Genomic DNA, 14,333 nt, shown 5'->3' on the forward strand with positions numbered 1-14,333 from the left:
GATTACGATTACGATTACGACTACGATTACGAGGATGGCACAGCGCCCCTCAGCACTCAGCACTCAGCACTCAGCACTCAGAACTCACCACCCCCCAACAACTCCTCACCCATCAACCGGGCAAGCCGTTCCACCAATCGATTGACCGCGCCGCGGTTGCGTTCGATCACGGCCCAGCCGGCTGCGGCCTGTTCGGCTCTGGCCGAGCCATCATTGATCAGGGTCAGAACCCGCTCGGCCAGGGCCGTGCTGTCATTGACCTGCTTGACGGCGCCGGCCGCGATCAGCATTTCGGCCACGTCCCGGGCATTGTCATAGTAGGGGCCGGTCAGCACGGGGATACCAAGAACCACCGGTTCAAGCAGGTTGTGCCCCCCCACCGGCACCAGGCTGCCGCCGACGAAGGCCACGTCCGCGGTGGCGTAGAAGGTCATCAGCTCACCCAGGGTGTCGACAATGAAAACGTCCGCGCCCTCGGCGCTGGCACCGTCACTGCGACTGACCGAGCTCAGGCCGCGGGCCTTGATCAACTGTTTCAGATGTCCCGCCCGCTCGGGATGGCGGGGGGCCAACACCAGCAGGATGTCGGGCTTCTGGATGCGAATCTGTTCCAGGGCATCCAGCAGTTTTTCCTCTTCACCCTGGCGGGTACTGCCGGCCACCCAGACCGGTCGCTCGCCGAAGAGGCTGCGTCGCAGGCCCGCACCCTGTTCCGCCACCGAACTGGAGGCGTGCAGATCGAACTTCACGTTGCCGAAGGTCTCCACCCTTTCCACCGGCGCGCCCAGGTCACGGAAACGCTCGGCGTCGGCATCACTCTGGGCCGCCACCATGTCCACGCAGGAAAGGGCCTCGTGCACCAGGCCGGGAATGCGGCGATAGCGCCGATGTGCCTTTTCGCTCAGGCGGGCACTGCCGATCATCAGGGGAATGCCCCGTGCCCGAACGGCACGAAACAGGTTGGGCCAGAGTTCGGTTTCGGTCACCAGCAGGGCGGCGGGACGCAGGCGATCCAGAAAACGATTGACCGGCCGGGGCAGGTCGTAGGGCAGCATCAGCCGCACCACACGATCCCCCGCGGCTTCCGCCAGACGACGGGCACCAGCGGCGGTGAAGGTCGTGACAACGATCCGCCGGTGCGGCATGGCATTGTCCAGGGCCCGCAACAGGGGCAGTGCGGCCTGCACTTCACCCACGCTGGCCGCGTGAACCCAAATGGGGCCTTCCCCCGCCGGTTGTTGGTCAATGAAACCGAGACGCTGGGCCCAGGCATCACCCGCGCGGGTCTGGCGACGGGCGCGCCATTCCATCAGGGGCAAGGCCACCGGCATCAAGGCGGCAAGGGCAAGGTTATACAGAGTGCGCGACATGGAAACTGGATTCCTGCCTGACGGTTATTGGCCGCGAACGCGAGCCAGGATGTCGCTGGTGGACAGGCCATCGACGAAATCCAGCACCCGGACTTCACCGCCATTGGCCACCACACAGTCATGCCCGGCAATCTCCGCCGGGCGGTAGTCACCACCCTTGACCAGAAGATCAGGCAGGAGTTCGCAGATGATGCGTTCAGGGGTGTCTTCCGAGAATGGAACGACCCAGTCCACCGCTTCCAGCCCCGCCAGCACACTCATGCGGTTCATGAGCGGATTGACCGGGCGGCCGTCACCTTTGAGGCGACGCACGGAATCATCATCATTCACCGCCACGATCAGCCGATCACCCAGGGCTCGGGCGGCGCGCAGATAACTGACGTGACCGGCGTGAAGAATGTCGAAACAGCCATTGGTCATGACCACCTTCTCGCCCCGCTCGCGGGCGTGACGAACCGCATGCACCAGAGTGGCCTGATCCATCACCGCCGCTTCCGGCGCACCGGCGTCATGCATGGCCAGACGCAGCTCGGAGGGGCTGACCGTGGCCGCCCCCAGCTTGCCCACCACCAGACCGGCGGCCAGATTGGCCAGGCGGGCCGCGTTGTCCATGCCTTCACCGGCCGCCAGCATGGCGGCAAACACGGCGATAACGGTATCGCCGGCGCCGGTGACATCGAATACTTCCCGGGCACGAGCCGGCAGGTGCAACGGCGGCTGGCCGGGACGAATCAGGCTCATGCCCTTCTCGCTGCGGGTCACCAGCAGCGCCTCCAGGGACAGCTCCTTTGCCAGGGCTTCGGCCTTCTCCACCAGGGTGGCGTCATCCGGACAGGGACCGACCACGGCCTCGAACTCGCCCAGATTGGGCGTCAGCAGGCTGGCTCCTCGATAGCGGCTGAAATCATGGCCCTTGGGGTCAACCAGCACCGGCAGGCCCCGCTCGCGGGCCTCGGCAATCAGCGCCCGGATCCCGCTCAGGCAGCCCTTGGCGTAATCGGACAGGACGACAACCTGGTGTCCATCCAGCTGCCGATCAAAACCGGAAGCCAGGGCCTCGGGTGGTGCCGTGCCACCCGGCTGTTCAAAATCCAGGCGAATGAGTTGTTGATTGCGGCTGATGACCCGCAGTTTGGTGATGGTGGGCAGGCCCCAATCGATCAGCTGGTGCTCGATGCCGGCATCATCCAGGGCCGCACGCAGCAAGGCAGCGGCTTCGTCATCGCCCACGCAACCCATAAGGCGGCTGTTCACGGACAGGGAGGCCAGATTGAGCGCCACATTGCCGGCGCCACCGGGGCGGGTGTCCTCGTTCTCCACACGCACCACCGGCACCGGCGCCTCCGGAGAAATGCGCCCCGTTGGCCCCTGCCAGTAGCGATCAAGCATGACATCACCCAGGACCAGAACCCGGGCCTTGGAAAAATCCGGAAGCTGCACGCGCAAACCCCTGTGTTGGCGGGAAATACTGGGCCGAAATGATAGCACGGCTGGGCATGGAGCACGGGGCGTGGCATTGGGCTTGGGATGACGAGTGAATCGTGAATCGAAGGGAGCGTTAGACGGAGCCTTGCCACCTACTGTGGGAGCGGCATTCTTGCCGCGATTGGCGTTTGTCGGAGCCGTTAGCGGGCGAGGAGGCACCGCCGGCTTTCCGGCTCCGAACGTGAGGTGTAAGGTGTAAGGCGTGAGGTGAAACCCCGAAGCCTTCGGCTTCCGCGCTACGCGCGAACCAGGCAGGCCGCCGGCCGGCCGTTGGGCGCCAAAGGCGCCCCGCCTTTCCCCTCACACCTCACACCTCACGCCTCACTCTCGAGGCCGCAACACTCCAAGCACCCCGGCACCCTCTAACGCCGCCCTCCGATTCACGTTTCAATCGAAATGCCGATTACGACTACGATTACGACAACGAGGGCACTGCCCACTCAGCACTCAGTACTCAGTACTCAGTACTCAGTACTCAGCCCCCCAACTCGCTATAATCCCCCCATGGCAAAAACAAGCGAGAACATCCCACGCCCACCTCTCTCACCGCTCCACTGGCCCGCCTGGCTGGGCCTGGGGTTGTTGCGTCTGATGCTGCTGCTGCCCTTCCCGCTACTGGTGCTGATCGGACGCGGCCTTGGGCGGGGCATCTACTACCTGGCCTGGCGCTGGCGCTTTTACACCTACCTCAACCTGCGCCGCTGTTTTCCGGACAAGCCGCGCCGGGAACATGGGCGGCTGGCCAAGGCACACTTCGAGGCGGTCGGGATCGGCATTTTCGAGCTGGGCCTTGGCTGGTGGGCCAGTGACCGTCGGCTTCGGCGCCTGGTCACGGTGGAGGGCCTCGAGCATCTTGAAGCCGCGCAGGCGCAAGGCAAGGGCGTGCTGATCATGAGCGCCCACTTCACCAGTTTCGAAATCGGCGGGCGGCTGCTGGGCCTGTTTACACCCTTCCATCTCATGTACCGGCCCAACAGGAATCCGGTGCTCGAGTATGTGGTGCAGCGCTCTCGCCGTCGTCACTTTGACGGCATCATCCCCAGCAACAATATCCGCACCCTGATGCGGCGACTCCGGGAAGGCCATTGCGTCTGGTACGCACCGGACCTGGCCTACACCAAGCAGAACCACGTCTGGGTGCCCTTCTTCGGCCGGCCGGCACCCACCAATACCGCCACCTCCCGTATCGCCCGCGCCACCGACTCGCCCGTGGTGCCCTTCTACCCGGAGCGCCTGCCGGGTGGCCGTGGCTATTGCCTGCACCTGCTGCCGGCTCTGGAAGACTTCCCCAGTGACGATCCGGAAGCCGACACCGTTCGCACCAACGCCGTACTGGAAGAACAGATCCGCAAGGTGCCGGAACAGTACTTCTGGTCTTTCGACCGCTTCAAGACGCGACTGCACAAGCGCTGGCGGCGCGCGCGCTTCCTCGCTGGCAGGCGTTGAAAACATTGAAACCACCGAAGACGCCGAACACACCGAAAAAATACGCTGTAATGAATGATTGTTTCCGCTGAGCAGCTGGATTCCGGGGCGGTCAGCAGAAGATTCCGGGGATTCCCCGCCCACCTGAACTTCGGTGCGCTCGGTGTCTTCGGTGGTTCCCATGTTTTTTCACAAACAAGCTATGGCAAGATCAACAACCATGAGCACACCCAAGAAAACATCACTGCTTCACCCGCGTTACTGGGCGGGCTGGCTGGCCTTCGGGCTGTTGCGGCTGGCCATTCTGCTGCCCTATTCCGCCCAGCTTCGGGTCGGCCGCGGTCTCGGGCGGCTGATGCAGAAGCTGGCCGGGCGGCGTCAGCGAGTGGCGGAATACAATCTGCGCACCTGCTTTCCGGAATGGTCTGAAGAGAAGCGGCAGCAGCTGATTCGGGAGCACTTCGAGGCCCTGGGCATTGCCATGTTCGAGATCGGCATGTGCTGGTGGGCATCGGATCGGCGCCTGCGCAAGCTGGTGCAGATCGAGGGCCTGGAGCATCTGGACGCGGCGCTGGAAAAGGGCAAGGGAGCGATTCTGCTCTCGGCTCATTTCACCACGCTGGAAATCGGTGGCCGCCTGCTCTCTCTCTACCGACCCTTCCACCTGATGTATCGACCCAATCGCAATGAACTGCTGGAATACATCAGCAAGAACCGCCGTGAGGCCCACTTCGAGAAGGCCATTCCGCGGGATGCGGTGCGCGAGCTGTTGAAAAGCCTGAAGCAGAACAGGACGGTCTGGTATGCCCCGGATCAGGGCTATCAGGGTGCCAACTCGGTCACCGTACCCTTCTTCGGTGTGCCGGCTCCCACCAACCCGGCCACCCATCGCCTGGCCCGCATCAGCGGCGCCACGGTCATGCCCTTCTGGGTGGAGCGCCTGCCCGGCAAGGCCGGCTACAAGCTGCGCATCGACCCGCCCATTGAGGGCATGGCGGACATGTCACCGGAAGAAGACGGTGCCACCGTCAACTGTCTGATCGAAGCCGAGGCCAGAAAGGTGCCCGAGCAGTATCTGTGGACCCACAACCGCTTCAAGACCACCGAGCATCGCAAGCACGAAAAGCCAAGGAAGAGAAAGAAAGATTAGCCACAGATGGACACAGATGAACGCAGATGTGGGCCGTGCTGTGAGAGATGCCGTGCGGCTTCGGAATAGAAAGGCTTTAAGGATTGGACCACGAGATGCACACGAAATGAACACGAAATAAGGCCAGGCAAAGCGTGTGCTTGGGTAATGTGGGAGAGGCTTTAGCCTCGATGGGTGCCTCAGGATGGCAATGATCGAGGCTGAAGCCTTTCCACAGGGTATTGGCCATTATCCTACCTTCAACATCTTCTGCTTTTCTTCGTGATCTTCATGCCCGATTTTCCCCTGCCTTCCCCAGGCACAAGCTCTCAGAAACCGCACGGCATTCCCGACAGCACGGCCCACATCTGCGTTCATCTGTGTTCATCCGTGGCCAATCAGCTTTTTTTCATTTCCTCCAGCAGCTGGTCCTTCTCTTCCCACAGACGGTTGACCCATTCCTGGAAGCGTTCGCGGAATTCGGGATCGTTCTGGTAATCCCCCTGGGTCATCTCCACGGGGATGGGCAGCTTTCTGACATGCACCTGAATGCGTGAGACCCCATTGGCGAGGAAGTGCCAGAAGCCGGGAATGCCGTCGGGATAGCGGATGGTGACATCGATCAGGCTGTCCAGCTGATCGTTCATGGAGGTGAGCACGAAGCTGATGCCGCCGGCCCGGGGGCGCAGCAGGTTGCGATGGGGTGAGCCCTGCTTTTCATGCTTGGCGCGGGTGAAGCGTGTACCTTCCGGATAGTTGATGATGGTGGCCGGCAGGCCCCGCATGCGGTCACAGGCGATCTTGGTGGCCTTGAGGTCCTCGCCCCGCTTCTCCGGGTGCTTTTCCAGATAAGCCCTGGAATACCGTTTCATGAAGGGATATTCCAGCGCCCAGAAGGCCATGCCCAGCAGGGGCAGCCAGATCAGTTCCTTCTTCAGGAAGAAGCGATAGAAGGGCATGCGCCCATCAAAGACTTCAAGCAGGACGGGGATGTCCACCCAGGTCTGGTGATTGCAGATCAGCATGTAGCTGTGCTGGCAATCTACATCCAGGTCGCCGCTGATCTCGTAACGGGTGTGATGCAGGGCACGGAAGGTGCGCGGTACCACCCAGGCCCAGATCTCGGCAATGCCGATGACGATCCGGGTGCAGAAACGGCGGAACGGGCGAACGGGCACCAGCACCTTGATCAGGGCGGTGATCATCATCGGCACGATGAGAATCACGGTGGTGGGGATGATGATGAGTTGTGTGAGTACGCCTCGAAGGAAGTTCATTGCCTTGCTGTCTCTCCGTGCGGGAATCATTCAATCGGGGTTTCCGGACTCAAGGCCTCCTGCCAGGCCTGCTCCAGTGCCAGCCAGCACTGGAGCCAGTGCGCATTACCCCGCCACTGATCAGCGAGCAGTTTTCGCAGCGAACGCTGCAGACGATCCAGATTGGCCCGCTGCCAACGCCCCGGAGAGCGCCACTCGCCGCGATCAAAATCAATCAGATGAACGCTGTGACCATCCACCAGGATATTGTGGGCATTGAGATCGGCATGGAAGACGCCTTCACGATGGAAGCGGCCAATGACCTCACCAATCACGGCAAACAGGGCGGGATCGGCCGCCCCGTCCGCGAGCAGCGCAGAAAGTGGACGACCGGGAACGCGCACCGTCAGCAGGTCAGCGCGATAGAACAGTCCGTGGCGCTGAAGCCGCATGGCCACCGGCGCGGGAACCGGCAGGCCCCTGCCTTCCATCTCGGCGAGCAGACGCAGCTCCCGCACCGGGCGACTGCGCGCTTCGCCGGTAAACAGATAGGCATCCTGGTTGAAGCGGCCAACGACACCACCGCGCCGGTAGTGACGCAGCACCCACTGTTCATTGTCCACGTCGATGAACCAGGCGCTACCCCGGCCCGTGGCCTCACCGATGATGCGACCGGCCGCCCGCCACCAATCGGGCTCGAAGTGCTCGGGCTTTGGCTGGCCCATGCGCCGGGCATCCGCTAGCATGAGGCAGCCTTCCTGCCGACTCGGGAACAGGGAATCGGAATTCATGACGGACAACCATCCTTCCATCCAGGCGCCGGATGCCATCGCCATGCTGCGTCTGTCCGCCATTGGCGATGTGTGCCATACCGTGCCGGTGTTACGCGCCCTCCAGGACCGCTGGCCGGAGACAGCGATCACCTGGGTGATCGGCCGCCTGGAAGCCAGCCTGGTGGGAGACATTGATGGGGTGGAGTTTATCAGCTTCGACAAGAAAGCCGGACTGGGCGCCTACCGGGCGCTCCGCCACAGCCTGGCGCGCCGACGCTTTGATGCCCTGCTGCACATGCAGGTGGCCCTGCGAGCCAGTGCCGCCAGTCTGCTCATTCCCGCTCACCGCCGGATCGGTTTCGACCGGGAGCGCGCCCGGGATTACCAGTGGCTGTTCACCCGTGAACGCATTCCCCCCGCCCCCCGCGCTCACGTCATGGACGGTCTGCTCGCCTTCGCGGCCGAGCTGGATGCCGATATCAGCCGACCACGCTGGGATATACCCGTCCCCGATACGGACGAGGCCTTCGCCCGCCGGCACATCCCCGAGGGCCGGCCCACCCTGCTGATCAGCCCCTGCTCCAGCCAGCGCGCACGCAACTTCCGCGACTGGCGGGCAGAGCGTTACGCCCGCGTGATCGAGCACGCCGCCCGCGAACACGGCATGGCCACCCTGATCACGGGTGGCCCCACGGAACGCGAACGGGCCATGGCCGCGGCCATTGAGGAAGAGGCCGAATGCCCGGTGACCAGCCTTGTGGGCGAAACCAGTCTCAAGCAGCTCTTTGCCCTGATCCGGCGGGCCACTGCCGTACTCTGCCCCGATTCCGGCCCCGCCCACATGGGCACGGCCGCCGGCACCCCCGTGATCGGCCTGTATGCCAGCTCCAATCCCGACCGCACCGGCCCCTACTTCAGCCGCCAGTGGTGCGTAAACCGCTACCCCGAGGCCCTGCTGGCTGAAACGGGCAAGACGGTGGAGGAAGTACGTTGGGGGACGAGGGTGCGTAACCCGGAAGTAATGGATCGGATTGAGGTTGAGGATGTGGTTGAGAAGTTGGATGGGGTGGTGAGTGGTGAGTGGTGAGTGGTGAGTGCTGAGTAGGCAGTGCCGTTCGTAGTCGTAATCGTAGTCGTAATCGGCTTTTTCGAGCGACGAGCTACGAGTAAAACATAAAGAACAGGCACGGCGCGGTTTTCGCTTTTTGCTCCTTGCTCCTTGCTCCCTAGAAAAGCCGATTACGATTACGACTACGATTACGATTACGACTTTCGTTGCTGATGGAGATGTTTTTTTTATGGCCCACATGAAACCCCTGCCAAAAGAAACCACGCCCGAGCTGGCGGATGACTTTGCCATTTTCGAAGACATTCTCGGCTTTGTGCCCAACAGCCTGCTGACCATGCAGCGGCGGCCGGCGATGGTGAAGGGTTTCGGGGCACTGACCAATGCCGTGATGGATCCGGCCGGCGCGGTGGATCCGGGCTTCAAGCGTCTGATCGCCCATTTCGCCAGCCGCGCCGCCGGCTGTCAGTACTGCGAGGCGCACTCGTTGATCGCCGCCCAGATCAAGGGCGTGAGCGAGGACAAGGTCGCCGCCGTCTGGGAGTATCAGACGAGTCCACACTACAGCGACGCCGAACGCGTGGCCCTGGACTTCGCCCTGGCCGCCGGCTCGGTGCCCAATGCCGTGGACGGGGAACTGTTCGCCCGCCTGCGGGAACACTGGAGCGAAGAGCAGATCGTGGAGATCCTCGGCGCGGTCTGCCTTTATGGCTTCCTCAACCGCTGGAACGATTCCATGGCCACCGATCTTGAGGACAGCCCGAAGCAGCTGGGTAAGGCGGTGCTGTCGCAGGGTGGCTGGACCGGCGGAAAACACGTAAAGAATGAATAAACCGTAAAATCGTTGTCGTTGTCGTTGTCGTAATCGAGCTTTTCACAAAATCAGAAAATGCCGACAACGACTACGACAACGATCACGACAACGAACGGCACTGCCCCCTCAGCACTCAGCACTCAGCACTCAGCAACTCAAGTAACCCAGCCGCCACCAACTCCACATCATTGCGAATCCCCGCATCCCGCACCGCGGCCTGCTGCGCCGCACGGCGATCCGCATCTCGAGCCAGGGCAATCGCCGCCTCGGCCATCGGCCCGGCCTCCATGGGCGCGGCGCTGACCAGACCCCGGCGACTGAAATCGTTGATGCGCGGCGGCTGATCATCACCACCGGCGGGTACCAGCACGGCCGGCACGCCCAGTGACAGGGTCTGGGTGGTCATCATGCTGCCGGCACCAATCACGGCCAGGCGGGCACCGCCCAGTAGCTGGCTGAGGTCTTCCGTGGGCAGGCTCTTTACCACGCGCACCGTCTCATGAGATTCCACTGCCCCCTTGTACTGGGGCCCCATCAGCATGATGGCGGGCAGGCCGGTTTCGGTGGCGCTGATCGCTGCCGCCTCCAGCATGATCTCCGGCACGGGGCGACCGCCCCTTTCATAGCCGCCACCACCGGGGGCGAAGAGCAGGTAGTCCGAATCCGGCAGGCCCAGGGCGTCACACAGGGCCTGGCGCCGGCTGGCATCGGCGGGGGGCGCGATGCCACTGAAGAAAACGGTTTTCAGTCCGGGGAAGCAGCGTTGCTTGAATCGATGCAGGAAGGATAGGCGAGGCGCCGCCTCTCCGGGTGCGGCCATCAGATGCAGGTCCAGCAGGGGCAGCATGCGCCAGCGAAAGGCCTTGCGCCGCTTGTTGGGGCGGTCACTCAGCCAGGCGACCCTGGCTCCCACGGCGCGGGCGGCCCGAAAATGCATCATGCGCCCGGCGGAATCGAACAGCACCAGCGCCGGGCGCAGCTGCTCGATGTATTCCCGCGCCGCCAGCCGATCCCGCGTCGGGCTGTCATTCAGTTCGTGATAGTGAAAACGGGCATCCCGCTCCAGGCGGGCATGGCGGTTGACCAGGAAATGAATCACCAGCCCCGGCCGATGTGCCCGCAGGGCACGCGCAATGGCCAGGCAGCGGTAATACTCACCCGAGCCGCCTGGCCCGCTGACGGGAACGAACAGGACGCTGTCAGGCGATTCCGCCAAGAGAGGTCAGTCCTTGAGGACGTAGAGGGCACCGCAATAGGGACAACGGGCTTCACCCTGCTCCGCCACCGGAATATAGACCCGGGGATGGGAGTTCCACAGGCTCATGTTCGGCATGGGGCAATGCACCGGCAGGTCGGCACGGCTGACCTCGTAGAGCATGCGGTCATTGGGGGTGGCCTGGTTTCGGGCGGTGCCCACGGCTTCATTCTGCGCCACGATGAAAGACTCCTGTGAGGATCGCAAGGAAACAACGGGGCGCATTATAACAACTCGGACGCCCCCTCAGTCGAAGGTGGCATGCCAGATTCCCGCCACCGTCGACATGGCCGCTTGCACGGCGTGGGGCAACGGCCGCTCCCTGTTGCCGGCCAGGGTACGGGCATGCAGCTCCCCGCGCAGGGTATAGGCGGCTTTCTCCAGCTGTTGTGCCACATCGGCCTCGATGCAGCCGGCCTCCTTCAGGGCCCGCAGGTGCTCCACCATGCCGGTTCCCGCCACCACCGCCGGATGCTCGGCGGCATGCGCCAGGGCCCAGTACTGGACAAGGAATTCGGCATCCACCAGGCCGCCGCTGCTGCGCTTGAGGTCCGCCCCGTCACCGGACGTCTGCTCGGCCAGCATGCGCTCGCGCATGGCCACGATGTCCTTCTTCAGGCCGGCGTGATCACGCGCCCGGCACAGGATCGCCTGGCGCGCCTCGCGGAATGCCGCCTGCAGGGCTTCATCCCCCGCCACGGGGCGGGCACGCATCAGGGCCTGGTGCTCCCAGGTCCAGGCCTTCTCACGCTGGTAGTCCACGAAGGCCTCCAGGCCACTGACCAGCAGGCCGGAGGCACCACTGGGGCGCAGTCGGGTATCCACTTCGTACAGGCGCCCGGCCGGCGTGGGGGTGGCCAGTTGATGAATGATGCGCTGGGCGAGACGGGCGAAGAAGAGCCCGTTATCCACGCTGCGCTCGCCATCGGTCTGCTGGGCCTCGCCGCGGCTGTCATGGAGGAAAACCAGATCCAGATCCGAGCCATAGGCCAGTTCGATGCTGCCCAGCTTGCCGTAGGCCACGATGATGAAGCCGGGCTCTCTCGCGTCGGGGTCTTCACAGCGGGGATGGCCGTGGCGTTCCACCAGGGCCCGGCGGGCGATCCCGAGTACCCGCTGCAGAATCAGCTCGGCCAGCAGGGTCAGGCGGTCGCTCACTTCGCCCACCTCGAGCGCGCCGGCAATATCCGCCGCCACCACTCGCAGCACCGTGGCCTGCTGGAATTCCCGCAGGGCATCCATCAGCCGTTCCAGGTCATCGCCGCAGCCGTTCAGCAGCTCGTCCAGTTCACGGGCGTAGGCCTCGGGCTCGGGGCTTTCCTGGAAGATGCGCGGGTCAATCAGCTCGTCCAGCAACAGGGGATGGCGGGCAATGCGTTCCGCCGCCCAGGGGCTCGCCGCACACAGGCGACCCAGGTGTTCCAGGGCTCGCGGGTTTTCCACCAGCAAGGCGAGATAGGCCGTGCGTGTGGCAATGGCCTCCACCACGGAGGCCATGCGCTGCAGAGTGGCCTCGGCATTGTCCTTGCTCGCGGCCAGAAGCAGCACCGAAGGCATCAGGCGGTCGATGCGCTTCCGGCCCCGCTCGCCCATGCGCTGCACGGGCCGGCTTTCGCGCAGCTTGCTCAACAGATCGCGAACCCGCGCCGCATCCGCAAAGCCGGTGCGCCGCAGCAGTTTCTCCGCGGCAGCCTCGTCCAGTCGATCCCGCCAGAGATCGTCAAAGGCATTGCCGGCTGCCTGCTCTTCCGGCAGAGCAGGACCGACAAACACGTCATCGAAGGCCTCGCCCACCTCACGCCGGACTTCGGCGACTTGATTCTCCAGTTCGGGCCAGGATCGCATGCCCATCATGGCCAGCAGCCGTTCCCGGTCCGCTGCGTCATCCGGCAGATCATGGGTCTGGGCATCGTGAAGGCCCTGAATGCGATTCTCCAGGCGGCGAAGAAAGTCGTAATGGGCCTGCAGGCGCTCGCCATCGGCAGCAGCAATGTGGCCGTTTTGCACCGCCCCTTCCAGGGCAGAGCGAAGGCTGCGCTGGCGCAGCTCGGCTTCGCGGCCGCCGCGGATGAGCTGGAACAGCTGGACGATGAATTCGATCTCGCGAATGCCGCCCCGCCCCAGCTTGATATTGTCTTCCAGGCCCTTGCGCCTGACTTCGCGCCGAATACCCTGCTTCATGTCGCGCAGGGAGCCGAACACGGAATAATCCAGATAACGGCGATAGACGAAGGGCTGGAGCTCCCGCAGCAGGGACTCGCCCGCCTGGATATCGCCCGCCACCGGGCGAGCCTTGATCAGGGCATAGCGCTCCCACTCCCGCCCATGCAGCTGGTAGTAGGTCTCGATGCCGCTGAAGTTCATGACCAGGGGGCCACTGGCGCCGAAAGGCCTCAGTCGCATGTCCACCCGATAGACCTGGCCATCGGCGGTGACTTCATCCAGCAGGCGGATGATCTGGCGGCCCAGGCGGGTGAAGAAGGTTTCATTGTCCAGAGCGCGCTCACCATCCGTTTCCCCGCCTTCCGGAAAGGCGAAGATCAGGTCCACGTCGGAAGAGAAATTGAGCTCGCCACCGCCCAGCTTGCCCAGGCCCAGCACGATCAGTGACTGTTCCTTGCCCGCGCCATTGCGCGGACAGCCGTGACGAGCCAGCAGCCGGGCCCGGCTCCAGTCATGCGCCAGGCCGATCAGGGCATCCGCCAGCGCGGTCAGTGCGCCGAGCGTGTCGGAGAGTGAATCCTGGCCGCTGATGTCCCGCCAGAGCGTCAGCACCATTTCCCGATTGCGGGCAACGCGCAAGCCCGCCATGACCGCGGCTTCGTCCTCGGACTCGAGCAGGTGTTGCCAGCGAGCGCGAATGCCGTCCGCCGTCCGGGCACCCTGTGCCTGCTCGAGCCAGTCCAGCAGCCCCTCATCCCGCCGAAGCACGGATTGCACATAGGGGCTGCAGGACAGCAGGGATTCGAGACCGAGGCTGCCCAGCTGCGTGCGCTGGGCGTCGCTCAGCCAGTCTGGCAGCCTCGGCGTATCGTTCATCAATCGAAGTGAAAGTGCAGGCCAAGTTGGATACGGGTCTCGTCCACATCCCCCGTATAGGCTTCCACCTGCCCGGACAGACCGATCAGACCGGAACGCCAGGCCGCACCGAAGCTCAGCACGAAATCGTCCACGTCATCATCCAGAAAAGTCAGGTACTCACCACGGGCTTCCAGACGAAAGGTTTCGGAGAGGAAATAATCAAGGCCCGCACCGACGGCGATGGCGTTGTCATCGTAGCCGCCACCGAAGGGGCCGGGCACCGTGACATCCCAGTTCTGAAAGCGGCCGCCCACCCGAAGGCGCATTTCCTCGTTGAGCGGCATCAGCCAGTCAGCACCGATCCGCAGGATGTCGGTCTCCAGCACATCGCTTTCCAGGCTGCTGAAATCACCATGCAGCAGAAAGCTGTCCCCCAGACCGAACTCGCCGGACAGGGTAAAACCATCACCAAAACCGTCACCGAAATCCGTGTAGTGAACACCCACGTTGCCGGTGGCTGCAGTGGTGCCGAAAGGCAGGCAAAGCAGGCCGGCAAGCAGCCAGCGGAAAGAATGAGCAGAGGACATGACTGTCTCCTTTTGAATCGCAGAAGGCGCCCCATACGCCGACCTCGCCAGTCTACCAGCGCATGAACCCGCCCCAAAAACGGGCAAAAAAAAAACGGGGAGGTCAAACCTCCCCGTTTCGACGCCAGACAGCGTCACTTCCGGAACCAGGT

At 63.6% G+C, this 14,333-nt stretch carries 12 protein-coding genes; 4 read left to right on the top strand and 8 right to left on the bottom strand.

The window, feature by feature from the left end; genetic code table 11:
* Positions 1–77: 77 nt before the first annotated feature.
* Positions 78–1,370 carry a lipid IV(A) 3-deoxy-D-manno-octulosonic acid transferase gene (gene waaA, locus RBH19_RS06990; protein ID WP_306728110.1) on the bottom strand — a complete coding sequence of 431 codons (1,293 nt, stop codon included), beginning with the start codon at positions 1,368–1,370 and terminating at the stop codon, positions 78–80.
* A gap of 24 nt (positions 1,371–1,394) precedes the next feature.
* Positions 1,395–2,816, bottom strand: a complete 1,422-nt coding sequence (gene hldE / locus RBH19_RS06995) for a bifunctional D-glycero-beta-D-manno-heptose-7-phosphate kinase/D-glycero-beta-D-manno-heptose 1-phosphate adenylyltransferase HldE (protein WP_306728111.1) — start codon at positions 2,814–2,816, stop codon at positions 1,395–1,397.
* A gap of 543 nt (positions 2,817–3,359) precedes the next feature.
* Here hldE and RBH19_RS07000 point away from each other — a divergent pair.
* Complete coding sequence (locus RBH19_RS07000; protein WP_306728112.1) at positions 3,360–4,301, top strand: lysophospholipid acyltransferase family protein; 942 nt, start codon at positions 3,360–3,362, stop codon at positions 4,299–4,301.
* Between the two features lie 199 nt (positions 4,302–4,500).
* Positions 4,501–5,430, top strand: coding sequence for an LpxL/LpxP family Kdo(2)-lipid IV(A) lauroyl/palmitoleoyl acyltransferase (lpxL, locus tag RBH19_RS07005; protein ID WP_306728113.1), 930 nt, complete (start codon positions 4,501–4,503; stop codon positions 5,428–5,430).
* A 377-nt stretch (positions 5,431–5,807) separates the two neighbouring features.
* Here lpxL and yihG read toward each other — a convergent pair whose 3' ends face one another.
* Both yihG and RBH19_RS07015 read right to left on the bottom strand, forming a co-directional pair.
* Positions 5,808–6,686: a 1-acylglycerol-3-phosphate O-acyltransferase, YihG family gene (yihG, locus tag RBH19_RS07010; protein ID WP_306728114.1), complete on the bottom strand. Its 879-nt coding sequence runs from the start codon at positions 6,684–6,686 to the stop codon at positions 5,808–5,810.
* A 26-nt stretch (positions 6,687–6,712) separates the two neighbouring features.
* Entirely contained in the window at positions 6,713–7,456 is a 744-nt protein-coding gene (locus tag RBH19_RS07015) for a 3-deoxy-D-manno-octulosonic acid kinase (RefSeq protein WP_306728115.1), read from the bottom strand.
* Between RBH19_RS07015 and RBH19_RS07020 the strand changes: the two genes are divergently transcribed.
* A complete protein-coding gene (locus RBH19_RS07020; RefSeq protein ID WP_306728116.1) occupies positions 7,455–8,525 on the top strand; it encodes a glycosyltransferase family 9 protein in 1,071 nt (356 codons plus the stop codon). The genes RBH19_RS07015 and RBH19_RS07020 overlap by 2 nt on opposite strands.
* A gap of 211 nt (positions 8,526–8,736) precedes the next feature.
* Positions 8,737–9,336, top strand: coding sequence for a carboxymuconolactone decarboxylase family protein (locus RBH19_RS07025; protein WP_306728117.1), 600 nt, complete (start codon positions 8,737–8,739; stop codon positions 9,334–9,336).
* A 115-nt stretch (positions 9,337–9,451) separates the two neighbouring features.
* Here the strand turns inward: RBH19_RS07025 and RBH19_RS07030 are convergent, their stop codons facing one another.
* The 4 genes from RBH19_RS07030 to RBH19_RS07045 all read right to left on the bottom strand — a co-directional run bounded on the left by RBH19_RS07030 (position 9,452) and on the right by RBH19_RS07045 (position 14,181).
* Positions 9,452–10,534, bottom strand: a complete 1,083-nt coding sequence (locus tag RBH19_RS07030; RefSeq protein WP_306728118.1) for a hypothetical protein — start codon at positions 10,532–10,534, stop codon at positions 9,452–9,454.
* Positions 10,535–10,540: 6 nt separating this feature from the next.
* Positions 10,541–10,696 carry a zinc-finger domain-containing protein gene (locus RBH19_RS07035; protein WP_306728167.1) on the bottom strand — a complete coding sequence of 52 codons (156 nt, stop codon included), beginning with the start codon at positions 10,694–10,696 and terminating at the stop codon, positions 10,541–10,543.
* Positions 10,697–10,819: 123 nt separating this feature from the next.
* The gene (gene glnE, locus RBH19_RS07040) at positions 10,820–13,612 is read right to left on the bottom strand and encodes a bifunctional [glutamate--ammonia ligase]-adenylyl-L-tyrosine phosphorylase/[glutamate--ammonia-ligase] adenylyltransferase (protein ID WP_306728119.1); all 2,793 of its coding nucleotides are present in this window, start codon (positions 13,610–13,612) and stop codon (positions 10,820–10,822) included.
* Positions 13,612–14,181 (bottom strand): hypothetical protein, encoded by a 570-nt coding sequence (locus tag RBH19_RS07045; RefSeq protein ID WP_306728120.1) that lies wholly within the window; start codon positions 14,179–14,181, stop codon positions 13,612–13,614. Before RBH19_RS07045 ends, glnE begins: the two co-directional genes overlap by 1 nt.
* Between the last annotated feature and the right edge of the window lie 152 nt (positions 14,182–14,333).

It is taken from the genome of Natronospira bacteriovora (assembly GCF_030848495.1).
Taxonomy (GTDB): Bacteria; Pseudomonadota; Gammaproteobacteria; order Natronospirales; family Natronospiraceae; genus Natronospira; species Natronospira bacteriovora.

Bases quoted from the DNA above. Each gene is read 5' to 3' on its own strand.
- RBH19_RS07045 (WP_306728120.1), bottom strand. From the start codon at position 14,181: ATGTCCTCTGCTCATTCTTTCCGCTGGCTGCTTGCCGGCCTGCTTTGC.
- RBH19_RS07020 (WP_306728116.1), top strand. From the start codon at position 7,455: ATGACGGACAACCATCCTTCCATCCAGGCGCCGGATGCCATCGCCATG.
- RBH19_RS07000 (WP_306728112.1), top strand. From the start codon at position 3,360: ATGGCAAAAACAAGCGAGAACATCCCACGCCCACCTCTCTCACCGCTC.
- yihG (WP_306728114.1), bottom strand. From the start codon at position 6,686: ATGAACTTCCTTCGAGGCGTACTCACACAACTCATCATCATCCCCACC.
- waaA (WP_306728110.1), bottom strand. From the start codon at position 1,370: ATGTCGCGCACTCTGTATAACCTTGCCCTTGCCGCCTTGATGCCGGTG.
- glnE (WP_306728119.1), bottom strand. From the start codon at position 13,612: ATGAACGATACGCCGAGGCTGCCAGACTGGCTGAGCGACGCCCAGCGC.
- RBH19_RS07035 (WP_306728167.1), bottom strand. From the start codon at position 10,696: ATGCTCTACGAGGTCAGCCGTGCCGACCTGCCGGTGCATTGCCCCATG.
- RBH19_RS07015 (WP_306728115.1), bottom strand. From the start codon at position 7,456: ATGAATTCCGATTCCCTGTTCCCGAGTCGGCAGGAAGGCTGCCTCATG.
- RBH19_RS07025 (WP_306728117.1), top strand. From the start codon at position 8,737: ATGGCCCACATGAAACCCCTGCCAAAAGAAACCACGCCCGAGCTGGCG.
- lpxL (WP_306728113.1), top strand. From the start codon at position 4,501: ATGAGCACACCCAAGAAAACATCACTGCTTCACCCGCGTTACTGGGCG.